This is a genomic window from Paenibacillus sp. LHD-38 (genome assembly GCF_031157315.1).
Lineage (GTDB): Bacteria > Bacillota > Bacilli > Paenibacillales > Paenibacillaceae > Pristimantibacillus.
This window is the reverse complement of record NZ_JAVIFU010000008.1, coordinates 105,499-121,017: the sequence shown is the minus strand read 5'-3', so window position 1 is coordinate 121,017 and position 15,519 is coordinate 105,499. Positions and strand designations below refer to the sequence as shown.

The 15,519-nt window shown below is 47.8% G+C and carries 11 protein-coding genes and 1 pseudogene; all 12 read right to left on the bottom strand.

Annotated elements, in window-relative coordinates; all coding sequences use genetic code 11:
* Nucleotides 1-194: 194 nt before the first annotated feature.
* The gene (locus RCO25_RS09230) at nucleotides 195-581 is read right to left on the bottom strand and encodes a DUF1259 domain-containing protein (RefSeq protein WP_308995855.1); all 387 of its coding nucleotides are present in this window, start codon (nucleotides 579-581) and stop codon (nucleotides 195-197) included.
* A gap of 66 nt (nucleotides 582-647) precedes the next feature.
* Entirely contained in the window at nucleotides 648-1,577 is a 930-nt protein-coding gene (locus tag RCO25_RS09225) for a patatin-like phospholipase family protein (RefSeq protein WP_308995854.1), read from the bottom strand.
* A gap of 110 nt (nucleotides 1,578-1,687) precedes the next feature.
* Nucleotides 1,688-1,807, bottom strand: a pseudogene (locus RCO25_RS09220) (winged helix-turn-helix transcriptional regulator); the annotation flags it as partial.
* Between the two features lie 519 nt (nucleotides 1,808-2,326).
* On the bottom strand, nucleotides 2,327-2,647 hold the full coding sequence (locus tag RCO25_RS09215) for a hypothetical protein (RefSeq protein WP_308995853.1): 321 nt from the start codon (nucleotides 2,645-2,647) through the stop codon (nucleotides 2,327-2,329).
* The gene (locus RCO25_RS09210) at nucleotides 2,614-3,489 is read right to left on the bottom strand and encodes a hypothetical protein (RefSeq protein ID WP_308995852.1); all 876 of its coding nucleotides are present in this window, start codon (nucleotides 3,487-3,489) and stop codon (nucleotides 2,614-2,616) included. Before RCO25_RS09210 ends, RCO25_RS09215 begins: the two co-directional genes overlap by 34 nt.
* Nucleotides 3,477-3,836: a hypothetical protein gene (locus RCO25_RS09205; protein WP_308995851.1), complete on the bottom strand. Its 360-nt coding sequence runs from the start codon at nucleotides 3,834-3,836 to the stop codon at nucleotides 3,477-3,479. The genes RCO25_RS09210 and RCO25_RS09205 overlap by 13 nt, the downstream gene beginning before the upstream one ends.
* A 77-nt stretch (nucleotides 3,837-3,913) precedes the next feature.
* Nucleotides 3,914-8,077: a sugar-binding protein gene (locus RCO25_RS09200; protein WP_308995850.1), complete on the bottom strand. Its 4,164-nt coding sequence runs from the start codon at nucleotides 8,075-8,077 to the stop codon at nucleotides 3,914-3,916.
* A gap of 92 nt (nucleotides 8,078-8,169) precedes the next feature.
* A complete protein-coding gene (locus tag RCO25_RS09195) occupies nucleotides 8,170-9,825 on the bottom strand; it encodes an extracellular solute-binding protein (protein WP_308995849.1) in 1,656 nt (551 codons plus the stop codon).
* Nucleotides 9,826-9,932: 107 nt separating this feature from the next.
* Complete coding sequence (locus RCO25_RS09190; protein ID WP_308995848.1) at nucleotides 9,933-10,817, bottom strand: carbohydrate ABC transporter permease; 885 nt, start codon at nucleotides 10,815-10,817, stop codon at nucleotides 9,933-9,935.
* 12 nt (nucleotides 10,818-10,829) lie between these two features.
* A complete protein-coding gene (locus RCO25_RS09185) occupies nucleotides 10,830-11,792 on the bottom strand; it encodes an ABC transporter permease (protein WP_374992089.1) in 963 nt (320 codons plus the stop codon).
* A gap of 242 nt (nucleotides 11,793-12,034) precedes the next feature.
* The gene (locus tag RCO25_RS09180) at nucleotides 12,035-13,576 is read right to left on the bottom strand and encodes a response regulator transcription factor (RefSeq protein WP_308995847.1); all 1,542 of its coding nucleotides are present in this window, start codon (nucleotides 13,574-13,576) and stop codon (nucleotides 12,035-12,037) included.
* Nucleotides 13,573-15,348, bottom strand: a complete 1,776-nt coding sequence (locus tag RCO25_RS09175; protein ID WP_308995846.1) for a sensor histidine kinase — start codon at nucleotides 15,346-15,348, stop codon at nucleotides 13,573-13,575. Before RCO25_RS09175 ends, RCO25_RS09180 begins: the two co-directional genes overlap by 4 nt.
* Nucleotides 15,349-15,519 lie beyond the last annotated feature (171 nt).

Here is a 15,519-nt window from a genome sequence, read left to right as displayed (position 1 = left end):
AGAGTAAATCTATAACTCTATTTATTTGGTCGATAGTATGATAGCCTATTTTCCATCAAAAGTCTAATACACCCATCTTATGGGATTAGTTAATGGTCTATTTCATTTCGATAAGGATCAACCTTCCCTTTTGAAAATAAAAAAAGAACCGAGTGTAAACACACGGCTCCCTAAAAAACGAAATTCCACTTTAATTAAATAGCATCAAGCGCTTTCCTGACTTTTGTTGCGAAAACAAGCGGATGTTCAACGGCTTCGATGTTGATATAAATTAAACGGGGATGCTCGAACAGCCATTCGTTGCGTACAGATGTAACTTTAATTCCTTGCTTACGAATAGCCGAAATAAATGTATTAACTTCTTTTTGTAAGAAAGCTGCTCTGCCTAAACATAGTGCTTTGCCCGTTTTACTATTTAAAGATTCGAATGAAAAAGAAGACGTTACGCTGAATTTTTTTCCCAAGATGGTTGCTCTTATCTGATCTCGGTTTATGGTCGATACGCATTTTCCGCCAGCGAAGCCGGCCTCGCCCCCAATAATAGTCGAGAACTTATTACATAGCGATCCGTTTTTTGTCATTCGTTCATTCCTCCCCTGTTCCAATTAAGGTATGAGTATGAGAACAGGGTTGAAACGGACTACCGCCTACTTGTGTTCGTAAGAGATTCGATATTCTTTAATATACTGCTCACTGTCCCAACCAGATAGAAATTTGAGAGCTGCATCTTGCCCGGATTGAAAGAGCGAGTCCCGATCTTCTGCGCTCAGATCGAACTGAGTGGCAGTCACTCGGCCTGTCGGAATAAAAACAGTCCGTCTTTTGGCGTGTTTGTCCACATGCCGTTGATCATGAGCTTTAAGCATGGTCTGGAACATGGCACGAAACATCGAGAAGGGACCACGTATATCATGAATTGGGATTTCCGTATGTTCTCCTAATAACCGGAATCCAAACGTAGGCCAACGCGGAATCCCCTCCACATCAAAGAGCCAGATTGGATAATTGCTTAGAAGCCCGCCGTCCAGAATATAAAACGCTTTTCTTCTTACCTTCGTTTTCAATCGGTACGGTTGAAAGAAGTAGGGAATCGTTGTGCTCATCCTAACTGCGGTGGCAATCGGGAACTGGGAAGGAGAAATATCATAACGTGACAGGTCGTCCGGCAGGACCAACATCTTTCCGCTGCTAATATCGGAAGCAATAATTTTCAGCTTTCCCTCGGGCAAATCCGCGAAGGTAGACACCCCTTTTTGGTTCAGCAAATAGGTTAACTTGTCTTCAAGTGGTGTATTTAAGTAGATTCCTGACCGGAACAGAAGCGGAGCCGCTTTACCGACAAAGGGTAAATAATGAAGCCATGTTTTTCCGAGCAATCGGGAGTAATCGAGCGTATTCATGATTTCTATTAATTCCCTGGCGCTATACCCGCAGGCTAGAAGTGCAGCCACGACAGAGCCGGCGGATGTTCCAGCTAAGCGCTCCCACTTATAGCCATTCGCCTCCATTACTTGAATAGCGCCAATAAAAGCAATCCCCCTTACGCCCCCGCCTTCAAACACGGCATCCGCTTTCATAGACGTCTCTCCTTTCCGTCCTTCAGGAGTTATACGAGAGTACGATGGGTTTATATATATATATATAACTTTTCAATGGAATCATTCGTAATGAAACGTGCCGCTCGCGTTTATTCTTGATCGTAGTGCTCTCTCGCCTGCAGCACGGAATCATAGTGGGACTCTGTCCATTCGTGCAAGGTCCTGCCTAATGGAGTGAGCGAATATTCAACGGTTGGGGGGACCGACGGGTAAACATCGCATCATTTGTAATCGCAGTTGTATTCGTCATTAATCGGTTATTAATCTCGTTTATGTTCTAGCTCAACAAATTTACGAAAGAATCTTCAAGTGATTTATCGGTAAATACAATGACGGATACATTATGTCTCTGGTTTTGTAACAACTTATCAATCGCCTGCTGTCTCGAATTGCCTTGCGTGCAACCGGATAACAATAATACTAAAGCAAATATTATCGTTATTATTTTAATTTTGTGCAATCCTTTTACCTCCTACATAAAATCTTCACATTTCTTTGCATAATGATCCAAATTTTACCCGACAAGCTAATTTTCATTATAGTTAATCTCTTAAATGCATGTCTATCGGAATAAATACCGATTTTTGTAGACCTTGATTGAAAACATAGTAACAATAAGAGTTAACTATAATAATGTATCTAAATTTTCTAAAGCAACCGAGTAATTGAACCGATAAATAATAACAGCAGCATGTTTATTTCGTTATTGTAGCGGAAGCCTCCTATAGCTATACGGTAAAAGATTTGACGACCGTTGCCCGGTCCTCTGTAACGGTAATCTCAAGAGGAGCAGCGGCTGAGCGGCCTATTGAAACCGCGAAAAGGAAAGTAGCCGTGCGGATTAGGTTAAAATCAAACGTACGTTTCTCACCGGAATGAATAACAACATCTACGCACCACAGCTCATTTATCAATGCTGCAGTCCATTGCAGCGGTGTCGGTTCAAGCTCATTCGAATCCTGAAACATCCCGTACAGCAATCGTAACGAGGCTCGTACATTGCCGGCTGTTAGTTCTATTTGATCCGGCTGAACCAGCTTGCATTCCATATCATCCAGATGTCCGCCAACCTCAAAGCGTATGCGCAGATCTTCCGCTTTGATAATGCCGCCCTTCTTATCCAGTAATGCGTATCGCCCCCGTTTGTAAAAAACTGCAGTCCGCCGATCACATCTCCCTCGTGCTGCGCACTTGTTAAAAGCGCAGAGCTGTAATCATAACCGTTTTTTAGGACGCGCAAGTGAATATAGGCCGCTCTTCCCCCGTTATCGAGGTAGGCGATCAGGCTTCGGCACTGGTTCCACATGATCTCCCTGGTGAAGGAACCTAGGGCATACTGCGGCATCATATAAGCATGAGCTGTTTTTTCGAAGCCTTTCTTATCATCGCGATAAAAGATTTCCCGCACCGTGTGAGTTTGCGTTTCCCGAAAATACGGCAGGTATGCTTCCGGGCATCGAATGCCGCTGCCGAACCACTCCGGGGAATACGAGAGCTGTTCCCAAGGCAGGAAGAAAGCCATACCTTCCGTTACCAGCTGTAGGAATGAGGCCGTTTCAGGCTTCAGCAAGGTGCTGTAACTTCGGCTATAGGGCCCGCACCATTGCTGCAGCCCGGGATGATAGTGCTCGGCAACCATTTTCCAGCAAAGGCCGAGCATCTCGTCACTGATCGCCTTGACCTGCTGGCTGACGGACTCCGTCCGCAGCTTGGATAGCTCAAGGATCGTGATGAGCGCGTAAGCCGGGCTGTTATATTCCTGAAAGGTTTGCAGGCGGTTCGTAAAATCACGAAACCGTTCCAGCCGCTGTAGACCATATTCATAGTAATCAGCCCGATGATAATGCTCGCCTGCAATGGCCGTGACGAAAGCTCCCATTATCTTCCGCAAAAATCCGCCCAATTCCAGTCCGGCGGAGACATTTGCGACAAAGGCTCCTCCCAAAACCAAGGCCAGATACCGTATGTATCCTTCTCAGGATCTGTTTCTTGAAGTGAAATTACCGTTCGAAGGATATCAAAGGCTCTCGCTTCGTAAGCGGCGATACCGCTGTCCAGCAGTGCAACGGCATACACAAGGCTCGGATAAGTGGAATGGACATAATCCTTGTTTTTTAAGGTGGTATGGTAGCCCGGACTGCTAAATAGCACACGAAGAAGCCGAGCCGTGGGGTTATAGTCGGGCTCCCACCGTTCGATACGCTTCAACAGCAAGTTTCGGTGCAAGGTTTCATTCATTATGGATTCCCTCCCTCCTCTACTTTCTTTATAAAATGCCCCGCCCCGCAGCAGCTGCGGGACAGGGCGGTTGTCTGTTACTCGATGTTGATTGTGCCTTTGAAGCCAGCATTGAGAAGCTCAAAGTCTGGTGTGGGGCCGTCCGCTTGACCTTTCCATAATTGAATGCTAACGCGGCCATTGTTTGCTTCCGTTTCCTGCGCCATCAAACGGATGGTGTACAATTCTCCGTTTATTTTCAGCAGACCTTGAATATAGGCGTTTCCGCTTTCCGTAACGATCCAGTCCGATTTAACGTCGATCTTTTGGCTTGTGGAATTTGCTTTCAAGGTCCAATATTTTAGAAGTCCGTTTTTGAATTCCACATCCCAATACAGCTTCACTTTCCAGATGGCGCCAGGCCCAAACCCGGATGGCAGTTCCACGTACCCTTTCACTATAAGCCGCTGAGGAGCTGGACCTGTCATGACAATGTTAGATGACGAGCTGGCAGATATAAAGTACGGATTGTCGATAAGCACTGCACTCACTTCATATAATCCGGCAGGCAGCATTGTCATGGAGGAAGCAAGTCCCGCAGCGTCGGTTAGAGCCTCGGCTTCATTCGGCGGAAGTACAACCGGTGTTTTTGATCCGTCCGGCTCGACCGCATATACCGCGAATGTAACCGGGAGTCCGCTGAGAGTCCCTTGGCTGCCGTCAGAAGGCTCCGATACTTGCGCCGCAAGAGAGATAGGTTCACATGTCGTTCCGAGCAGGCTGCCCTGATAACTGATCGAAGTAGCTTCACGCGACACCATAAGCGACGACGATGAAGCGGAGCCGCGAAGATAACGGCTCTCGCTTTGGGCATACTTGGCATCCACTGTGTACGTTCCTGTGCCCTGTTGAACAGAATACGTAAGCTCCGCCGTTCCCTGTTCATTGGTTACAGCCGTTCCCGCTGATTGGCCGTTCACCAGGAAGGATACGGATTCCCCTGAGATCGGGATACCATTCTTGTCAGTCAATATCGCTTCCAGCTTGGCCTGATCACTATACACACCGTTTGCTTGCGCGGAGGCAAGCTTCGTGGAGGCGTAAATCTTAAAGGGTGTCTCCTGCAAAGTTTGATTGGATGCGTTATCCTCCGCTTCTACCGTCAGTACATATGCCCCTGGTTGCGTTATAGCGGTACCGCTTGCCCAATCCGCACCGTTAAGCTTGATAGAGATATGCTTCACACCGCTTTCCGGGTCAACTACAGACACTTCCGGTATCGCTTGATCCGTATATTCACCGCCATGTTCGACTCCCGTTACGGTAACAACAGGATCGGTGTGATCAACGGCAACGGCTTCTATCAGCTTAGCATTGCCCCAAAGTCCGCGATCGAGGTTGTTCCGGTTTGTGCCGTTCCATTCATATTGCCGCTTCCTGTTGATTCCGTCTTCACTTTCATTAAAGCCGAAGTCAAATAAAAATTCCCTGCCGCTCTCCGGCTGCATCAGCACCGATTCCCAAGGGATTGCGGCTTCAAGAACATAGCCTTGACCGTCTGCTGCTGCTTCCTTAATCATCTGTATTGAGCTCTGACGTCCTGTGTTAAACCATAACCAAAAGTTTTCCTGATCTTCAATCCCTGCGCCCGCGCTAATGATGATCTGTCGGTCATCGTATAGGAGAGGGCCGGCCAGCTCAAGCTCGCTAGGGCCAAAGAACATTTCCACGCCGTCACCCTTCCAAACGTTGCTGTTCGGGTTGTTGTTCATCATCGGTGTCGGTTCGTTGATATGCGCCGTCACATACAAATGCTGTTCATCCCACGCGAAGGCATAATCTGCGGTAATGCTATCTCCCCCGCTGCCTCCGACCCGATTCTCGACCGTTAACGTCGCCTTTCCTTCGGAACCTGCTGGAAAGCCGTTCATTTCCCCGTCGAGCGGAATCGGTACAGACGTATAAGGGATGTTGATGATTTGATTTTTCCCCGTAGGCGTCTCTTCGCCGAAATCATGGTTAAACGGTTCTTTCTTACCGAGCATGACATCATAGATGTCATGATGCGTCTGCATCACGCCGTCAAGAAAGGTCTTATAGGGCCGGTCTGCCACATTAATCAATCCGGTGTTGTAGCGTTCTCCGGTCAAGCCTTCAAACCAACGTCCGGTAGCAGCCTGGTCTAAATAATCAAACCAATGCGTACCGACGACATATCCGAGAGAAGCCGCTCCTTCGACATAATTGCGATAACGCCAAGCACGTTCTTGTTCATTCACAGCGGCTCCCGTCACAATCGGGTTTAGCCCCTGCTCCGCTGTGCCGTAACTCCATTCGCTTAGCATAATCGGCTTGCCGCCTGACTTCGTATAGATCTCATTCAACATCGTCACATCAAGATTATGCGCATAGTGGTTAATGCTGATAACGTCCATATATTTACCGGCTTCCTCAGCCAAAATCCCCCGAACCTTCGTATTCTGCATCGGCAGCGTGAGCCATCTATCGCCAAGCAGCAGGTGATTCGAATCGTATTTATCAAAGAGGCGCTTCACCGTACTGTAATACGTGTTCAAATACAACCGGAAAAAGCTCTCGATATCTTTGTCAGCCTCCGCCGTATCGATATACAAAGCCGCTTCGTTTAAATCCGTAAAGCTTGCATAATTCGTGCTCCAATTCGCATTAAAGGCCGCAATATCAACGTACTTTTCCTGAAGCATCTGAACCAAACGCTTCTTAATCCCCGTATTGCTTGCCTTCAACTTGGGAACCGCCGTAAAAAACTTTTCATAATGGTATTCATTATCGACAAAGTATCCGATCAGCAAAGGATCGTCCTTAAGAGCAGGCAGCGTTTTAAAAAACGCATCATCAATCTTGGCTTCCGCATCGTCAGCAAAAATGTCGAATATTTTGATTTCGCTAGGCTTACTCATGCCGTTGAGGGGAAGCACAAGGGTATATGGCAAACCGTTCTGCGCTGACAAAGTTCCCGAGCCCCACGCGCCGGCGCTGTTAAAGCCCCATTTTTTGAGCCGGTCGACCGCCTCCGCAAAAAACTCCGTATTCGTCGGAATCGACCCTTTTTTTTTGTATTTATTAGCCATGTAGAAAGAAAATACGTCCTGTGAGCCTTGGAAGGCATCATGATATTCGCTGTCATAGGGCGGCACCCATTCGAACTTCGTCTCCTGACCCTTGAGCAAGGTGAAAGTTTCATTGTTCGTAATCCCGTTCATACCTAAGCTGAAATAAGCCGATCCGCTCGGTGAAACCAGAATCGGCTTGCCGCTTGCCTCCTGGATGTTGAAAAATCCTGTGGCTTCCAACTGGAGCTCTTCCTTGCTGCCCTTTAAACCGCCAAGCTCATCGAAATCGGATGGAACCCCAAGACTGCCGTAATATTCCTGATCCTTCGCAACGTCTGCCTGTAATTCCGCATCGTTTATCACTTTTGTAGGAAAATCAGCTGTTTTGACCTGGCCATACCGGTCAATCAGCATATCCGCTTTGGCATAGTACTTATAGGTTTTGACCGGACTTGTTACGTATCCTTCCTTGGAAGCATACGTATCCAGTGCAGTAAACCCGGAAAGTGACAACGGGCCCGTATACGGTTTATAATCGGTATCGTCATTCAGTTTATAGAACACGGAAGCTCCCGGCGTTCCCGAGCTCAAAGCAACTGTAAGCGGCTGATCGCCGATCAGACCGTTCGGCGGATCCGCCATCACCGAACTAACATTTTGGTTAATGACCAGCTTGGATAACTGAGGCGTCCAAGCCTTATCAGCTCCGGTGAACTCGATTTTCAAATATCGCGTATCGGACGGCATTTCAGCAGCCTCATAAATGACAAGCTGCCAGTTAGACACCGGCGCACCGGAGCTAAACACCGACGGATTCACTTCAGTAAAGGTCGAGCCGTCGGCAGAAGCATAGAAGCGATGCCCGACCATCGGCATACCCCCGCCTATAAATGAATAGCTGTAGGCAGTAAAGGTGTTGATCGGCATCGAGGTTTTGTAAAGCATAAATCCGGTGGCCGTTGTGTTTCGGACCATACGGCTGGCATCGTTTCCAAAATAGGACTGATCAGCTGTCTCAATCCGTATATTCGAGCGTTGGAACACGTTCGTAAAGTTGTTCATCTCATCGACAAACCCGTTCTCTTCGGCATTAGCGGTAAGTCCCGGGATTACAAGGGTAGCAAAGAGCGACCACAAGCAGATTAAGGTGATAATTTTGCGTAGCTTCATGATGTTGACCTCCCACATGTTTGGATGCGCTTTTAGCCCCTAATGAATTGGAAAGAGACATAGCTGTTGCACACTACGTCCCTTCATCCAACTTACTTTTGAGACTGCTGCTGCTCCATGACCTCATAAATATCCTTCGCTAAGAATGCATTGTTGCTGTCTTTTGCATACCACTCCTTGAACCAGTCCTCTATCAGTTTCCCATTCCCTTTATCCCAAGTATCCTTCGCATCTTTCGTTGCCTGTTCAGCCGTATACCCTTTGCCGCCCAAAATTCCTTTGATGAACATATCGTCAATCGGCTTCACCATCGGTGCGGAGACTTCTTCAACATCCTCGGGAAGCTGCGGCATATGCTCAGGGTGAGTGATTTCGACATACGGTTTATTTGGATCGGTGTATATTTCCATCGCTTTCTTGTACATGTCGAAGCCTTCCTTCTGCACCGGGTCACTCAGATTGAACCCTGTCTCGAGCTTGCCGCACTGCGTATCGAGAATGGTGCTGCTCATCATCTGGAAGTCACCGTTCCATGCCACCTCTTCCTTGCGCTTATCCATGCTTACCGGTTCCGGACAGCCATTCGCTCCAGCCTTCCAATGCTCGCCCTCGATACCGTTTCTAAGTGTATTAGCTGTCTCTGGTTTCACCAGGAAGTCGATATATTTCATGACCGCATCCGGGTTTTTCGCGCTCGCATTGACTACGGCTGTCGCTTGAACCGGATTTGAGAAAGCAGGATTGAACTGGCCGGCAGGACTCTTCGGATAAGGAATCGGCGTCACGACGGCGTCCGGCACGTTCTTCTTCAGTGAAGCCAGTTCATTCTGGCTGAAGCTTACCCAGTTGATCTGAAGCGGATAAATACCGACCTTGCCGTTGACAAAATCCTGCTTTGCTTTCGCGCCATTCTTATCGTTCAAGAAATCTTTATCGATGATGCCTTCATCAAACAACCGCTTCTTAAAGTCCGTCACAGCCGTGAAGTTATCCCAGTTGCGGGTCACGGTCCCGTCCTTCACCACCCAGCGGGTCGCTTGAAAGATTTGGTCGATCACTTGACCTGATTGGAAGCTGACCGCGATACCGTGGGTATCCTTCTCTCCGTTGCCGTCAGGGTCGTTCTCGGCAAATGCTTTGGCTACCTGATATAGTTCCTCCGTCGTTTGGGGAATTTGTAAATTCAGCTTTTCCAGCCAGTCCTCACGGATCAGCAGGGCATGGATCGGATAGACCTCGGCCAGCCGTGCGAACTCGTAAATTTTACCGTCCGCCTTCGTACCGACCTTCTTCAGCGCCGGATATTGCTGCAGCATTTGCTTGTACGTCGTGCTGTATTTTTCGATGATATCATCGAGCGGCATAAGCAGTTTTTGATCGATCAACGGATTCTTAATATGAGGCGCATACTCGAATATCAAATCGGGAGCGCTCGAGGAAGCAAATAATACATTCAGCTTCTGCTGAGATTCAAATCGCGGAACCGCAACAAACTTTACATTCGCCGGACCATTATCGTTCAACCATTTGGTCCAGCGGTTGTCCTCTATAGTTCCTTCTGCAGCCGGAACGGCCCCCCTGTCGTAGACGGTTACGGAAATATCTTTTTTTGCTTCGGGTGTCTGTACGTCCGTCACATCCTCAGGTTCAGTCGATGCTGGCGTTTGGGAGCAGCCGGCGAGCAGCAAGCCTAAGATCAAGAGCAGCGCCGCACTTCTTGCAAACCATGGGTTAACCGTATTTTTCATCGCTATTCCCCTTTTCAATAGGATTGAAATCGTACTGTACTCATTACAGCTTCAAATCTTCTTATAATCTCATTCGCATCCCTCCTGCCCTAAGAACACTGAATACTTCACCCCTTCACCGAGCCCAGGAGAGCGCCTTTCACAAAATATTTCTGAACGAACGGATAAACGATGACCATCGGCGCCATTAAGGTGATAATGCCGGCGGCTTTTATCCCTTCCGGAGTAATCTGAGCGGTGTCGTCGGCCTGAATCATTTGTGAGGCGACGACCTCCTGAAGTACGGATTGGCTCTGAATCATGTTTTGCACGAGAACTGTTAGGTTGTATAGATGTGTATCGTTGATATAGATCAGAACGGCCAAGAATGAGTTCCAAAACCCGACCGCGTTAAACAGAGTTAATGTAGCCAGCACGGGCAGCGACAGCGGAAGAATGATGGAACCGAGCAGCCTCCACTCGCCGCAGCCGTCAATTCGGGCCGCATCCTCAATTTCTTCGGGCATCCCGACGAAGAACGTCCGCAGAATCAGGAGATTATACGTATTCACTAATGCCGGCAGCCAGAGCGCCCAATAGGTGTTGATAATCCCCAGAGACTTCATAATCAGATAATTAGGAATCGTGCCTCCGCCGAACATCATCGTGAACAGAAAGGCCAGCATGAAAAAGCGTCTCCCGATAAAATATTTCCTGGCCAGCGGGTAAGCGGTTAGTATCGTGACGATCATCGCAAGCGTTGTTCCTACGACCGTAATAATAATGCTATTTTTGAGCGAATCTAGTATACGCGTTCCTTGGAACAGAGATTGGAATGATTCCATCGTGAAGCCTATAGGCCGAAGTGACACGTTACCGGACATGATCGCATGCGCATCGCTCATGGATAAGGCCAGAATGTGCACTAAAGGCAGCAAGCAGCTTAATCCCAACAAGAGCAGGACGAAATAGTTAATGCCGTAAAACAACTTTTCTCCCAAGGTCGATTTCATCGGTACACCTCCTTACCACAAGCCTTGATTGAATTTGCGAGCGAAATAATTCGCCGATAATATGAGAACGAGGCCGACGAGATTTTCAAATATACCCATCGCTGCCGTCAGGCTGTATTGTCCTCGAAGTATTCCGATTTGATAGATATAGAGGCTGATGACGTTTGCGACATCGGAAACGACGGCATTTTGCAAATTATAAATTTGGTCGAATCCTACATCCATCACTTTACCGACGGACAATATTAACAATAGGATGATTGTCGTGCTGATACCGGGAATCGTTATGTGCCGCATTTGCTGCCATTTATTCGCACCGTCAATACTGCCTGCTTCGTACAAGTGAGGGTCGATACCCGCCAAGGCCGCTAAGTAGATGATAGCCGCGAAGCCCATTTCCTTCCATATGCCTGAGCCCAAATAAATGATCAGCCATGAAACCTTTTCATACATGAAAGGGTATGGTTCTCCGAGAAAGCCTTCCAGCCAGCGGTTGATCGTTCCTGACTCTAAAGCGAACAATGAAAGGACGATGCCGCCGACGATAACCCATGATAGGAAATGCGGTAAATATACAAACGTCTGTACGACGCGTTTAAACCACATTTTGCGAACCTCGTTTAACATAATGGCTAAAATGATCGGCACCGGAAAACCGACAACAATGCCAAGAATACTGATCATGAACGAATTGCGGATAATTTGGAGAGACTGCGCTTGGTTGAACAGCTGCATGAAATTGTCCATCCCGACCCAGGGACTTCCAAATATGCCGTCACGAAGATTAAAGTCCTTGAAGGCAATAATAATGCCGCCCATAGGCGCGTACTTAAAAATGATATAAAACAAAAGTCCCGGCAAAAACATAATCATGAGCGGAATGTTTTGCTTTATTAGTTTGACAGTGCTTGCTTTAAGCCATTTGTTCGATTGGGGCACCGAATCCGTCAGGCTTGACCGAACAGCCAACTCCATCACCTCATCTGCGTATCGTTAGGTTTATCATAGCGGTATTTTGTAAGCGCTGCCTTGAATTACAGGCTCAAAACCTGTAATTATTTGAACTGCCCAATCAAGCGTAAACGGCTTCGCCGTCCTCTGGCGGCGAAGCTTCGTTTCGCGGAGAATTCTAAGCAAATATAAGTGTGAAACTTATAAATTCTTAGAATTATAAAAATGCCGCTTCAAGGGTCCCCCTCAAAACGGCATATAAAAAACTATCGCTTAAACTGCTTGCGGTAATCGCTCGGAGACATCTTATGGAGCAGGCGGAACACGTTCGTAAAATAATTCGGGTCATCGTAGCCGACTGAGGCCGCGATCTCAAGCACCTTCATATCCGTATTCATTAGCAGCATCACGGCCTTTTGCATGCGAATTTGAGTCAAATAAGCACTGTAGTTGTCGCCGGTCACTTTCTTGAACAATTTACTATAATACGTCGAGCTGACTTTAAACATCTCGGCCATTTCCGTTAGTGAACAGGTTTCCATGTAATGCTTGTCAAGGTAATCGAGAGAACGGCTGATGATGCTCTCGTTGTTGCGCAGCCTCCATTTTTCGAATCCCGTTATGAATTTCCCCGCTTCACCCCGGGCCCATTCTGCTGCGGCATGCTCCGATTGCAAGCTCTGCAGCCGCTCGATTTGCTCGGCAAAGCCCGGTGTCTCACCGGACTGCTCCAGCTGTTGCTTAGCCACACTATTCATCGCAAAGGCTAGAGCCAGTGCCTCCATCTTGGCATCCTCGGGCGAAAGCGTACCGATTTTAGACACAAGCTCGCTTATTTGATCATCCAGCTTATCAGGCTGTCCGAGAAGTATACCTCCGGTAAGCTGCGTTTGAAGCTCCTTCACACGTTGCCTGCTGGCTACCCCGCTGGACAAAAAGGCAGTTTCCGACCCTTTTCGTTTCGAGGCAGAAGCTTCTTTCAAAATAAACGATTCGTACAGCGAAGGCGGCTCGTTCAAGCTTGTAACAGGAGGGGTCCAGCTTACCGTCAGACCGATGCCAAGATAGGATTGCACTGCTTCCTCCATTAAACGGCCGAGTGTATTCGCCTCCCTGCCATCCTCTACAATGAAACAAAACCGGTCGAATTCGAGTGAAATGAACGGTCCGGTTAGTTGATGCTGCTGCATCAACTCCGTCAAGATATTGAATAAGGCGAATTGCAGCAGACCCAAATCGTTCGTCCCATAATGCTTATTCACAGAAAAATAATCCTTCACTGCGACAAACAGCAGCCTATTCCCGACCACCCATGACTTCAACCGATGCTCCTCCCCGCGGGTACCGGGAAGCCGGAGAAGCAGCGCCCGCAGCAGCGCTTCCTCTTTCATCCGAAGATCCGCCTCCCGCTCCTCCCTTTTGCGCAAAACGGACTCCAGCCGCTCTTGGGCTTTATGTAGGACCTCCATCAACGTTCGATCATTGCACGGCTTCAGCAGAAAATCGATGACACCGAAACGGATAGCCATCTGTGCATATTTGAAATCATCATAACCGGTCAAAATGACAACGTCTGTTTGCGCATGCTTGTTATAGATATGCTCCGACAGCTCAATTCCATCCATTCCCGGCATTCGAATGTCCGTCAGCACCAGGTCCGGCTGTAACGCTTCCAGAAGCTCAAGTGCTTCATGTCCGTTCTCAGCCTCCCCAACCACCGTCCAGCCTAAGGAATGATCCTCAATCATCTTGCGGAGCCCTTTTCTGAATAACGTTTGATCCTCGACAAGCAGCAGTTTTCCGGTCATTGCAATTCATCACCTCTTAGGGGTAAATATAAATGCACCGTTGTTCCTTGATCGGCGCTGCTTATGATCTCCAACCGATAGGGCAGCCCGTATACCAAATTAATTCGACGCAGGACGCTTTGTACACCAAGCGAATCTCGTTCTCCTGTAAAGTCAGGAGCGCAAATTTTTTCCACCCGTTCCTTGCTCATGCCGCAGCCGTTATCCTCAATTTCGATTTTCAAAAAATCATCGATCCGGTAGGCCCGAATCTCCAGAACCTTGGATGAAGTCCTATCCTTGAAGGCATGAACGAACGCATTTTCCACCAGCGGTTGAAGCAGCAGACGTTGAATTTCACAGTCATATACATCCTCATCCGCATGAATGCGGGCATCGAAACTATTTTCCAGAAAGGCCGCTTGGATACGCAAATAGTTTTCAACCTGCTCCAGCTCCTCGCGAAGCGTTGTTCTTTTTTTAATTCGTTCCAAGGAATACTTGAGCAGCTTCGACAATGAAAACACCAGATTGGCCGAATCCAAGTCGTTCTGTATGTACAGCTTCCAATAGAGTCCGTTTAAGGTGTTATACAGAAAATGAGGGTTTAACTGCGCCTGCAGCGCCTTCAGCTCCGCTTCCCTTTCGCTGATCTGGCTCATATATACCTTTTGAATCATGTCTTGGACGCTGGATGCCATGGAGTTAAAGCTTTCTCCCAAAAAACCAAGCTCATCGTGTGTGCGGGACCGGATCCGAATATTAAATTTACCTTCCCTCATCGTACGCATCGCCCGCACCAGCTCCTTAAGAGGTGACAGCAATCGGCTGCTCAATAAAACAATGAGCAGGCTGCTTAAGCAAATACTGAGGAGCCCAAGCCATAAGCTGATATTTAAGATCAATTGGCTTTCTCGAAAAATATACGACAGCGAAACCCGGCTGATCAGCGTAAACAATATTTCTTTCGAATAGACAGAGGTATAAAAATAGGTAGTATCTCCCTGCTCTTTAATCTTACTGCTATTCCTGCCGCTTAATAACCGCTCGAGTCCCTCCGTATCTTCCTCGGGCCCATCGGTATATAGGAGCTTGGCCTGCTGATCGTATAAATAGACGCGTCCATCGTCACCGCTTCCGATTTCACGGAACGAACGGGTCAAGAACTCTTCATTTATGACCATGACGAGCAGTCCGTAGTTCTCGCCTTGGTTACCCTTCATCCAGCGCGACGCGATAATGACGTCCCGGTACCCGCTTTGCTCTATATGACTGGGGATCGATCTTCGCATCCATACCAAGTCCCCCTTAGAAGAAGCCAAGGTGCTGTACACATCATGAAAAGCGGCTTGGCTGAGCGGCTCGACCGTTTCTTTCAAAAGGCCGTAATAATAGTTCGTACCGGTTAAATCGTATAAATAAAGCGAGAGCAGCTGCGGAGCATCAAACTTGACCTGCCGAAGCTGCTCCGCGATTTGCTCCTGCTCAAAGTGGCGTTCCGCAATCGAAAGCTCCTCCCTGAAGGTGGACTGCTTCGTAATTATTTTCTCAATCGTCGGATTAAACACAATATAGTTCGAAATACGGTACATCTCCTGAATACGAAGCTCCAGCTGCATCATCGCCTGCTCGCTGGCCTTCACGTACTGTCCCGTCACCTCCTCCTCAAACAACCGAAGATGGGTTCGATAGGAGATTAGTCCGGTCAAGTTGACCGTAAAGAAAATAATGGCTGAAATCCCGAACAGCAGCTTGCTTTTAAAACTAATCTTCTTCCCCCAGCTGGTCCACACGAAGGCAGCCCTCTCTTTCTTATGACTTATCAGAGCAGGAATTGTCAGGAAGTATTTATGTATATTTCTATAAAATGGTGAAATATCCTCCACGAAGGGCACGTCTAGTAGATCGATCCGGAATTAACATTTATTTGTCCGGTCGCAAGTTGACTGCAAGGTATTGCAATT

What these genes read in the sequence shown, in the direction of transcription:
- RCO25_RS09190 (WP_308995848.1), bottom strand. Translation starts at nt 10,817, where the DNA reads ATGAAATCGACCTTGGGAGAAAAGTTGTTTTACGGCATTAACTATTTC.
- RCO25_RS09180 (WP_308995847.1), bottom strand. Translation starts at nt 13,576, where the DNA reads ATGACCGGAAAACTGCTGCTTGTCGAGGATCAAACGTTATTCAGAAAA.
- RCO25_RS09230 (WP_308995855.1), bottom strand. Translation starts at nt 581, where the DNA reads ATGACAAAAAACGGATCGCTATGTAATAAGTTCTCGACTATTATTGGG.
- RCO25_RS09200 (WP_308995850.1), bottom strand. Translation starts at nt 8,077, where the DNA reads ATGAAGCTACGCAAAATTATCACCTTAATCTGCTTGTGGTCGCTCTTT.
- RCO25_RS09215 (WP_308995853.1), bottom strand. Translation starts at nt 2,647, where the DNA reads ATGGAATGCAAGCTGGTTCAGCCGGATCAAATAGAACTAACAGCCGGC.
- RCO25_RS09195 (WP_308995849.1), bottom strand. Translation starts at nt 9,825, where the DNA reads ATGAAAAATACGGTTAACCCATGGTTTGCAAGAAGTGCGGCGCTGCTC.
- RCO25_RS09205 (WP_308995851.1), bottom strand. Translation starts at nt 3,836, where the DNA reads ATGAATGAAACCTTGCACCGAAACTTGCTGTTGAAGCGTATCGAACGG.
- RCO25_RS09225 (WP_308995854.1), bottom strand. Translation starts at nt 1,577, where the DNA reads ATGAAAGCGGATGCCGTGTTTGAAGGCGGGGGCGTAAGGGGGATTGCT.
- RCO25_RS09185 (WP_374992089.1), bottom strand. Translation starts at nt 11,792, where the DNA reads ATGGAGTTGGCTGTTCGGTCAAGCCTGACGGATTCGGTGCCCCAATCG.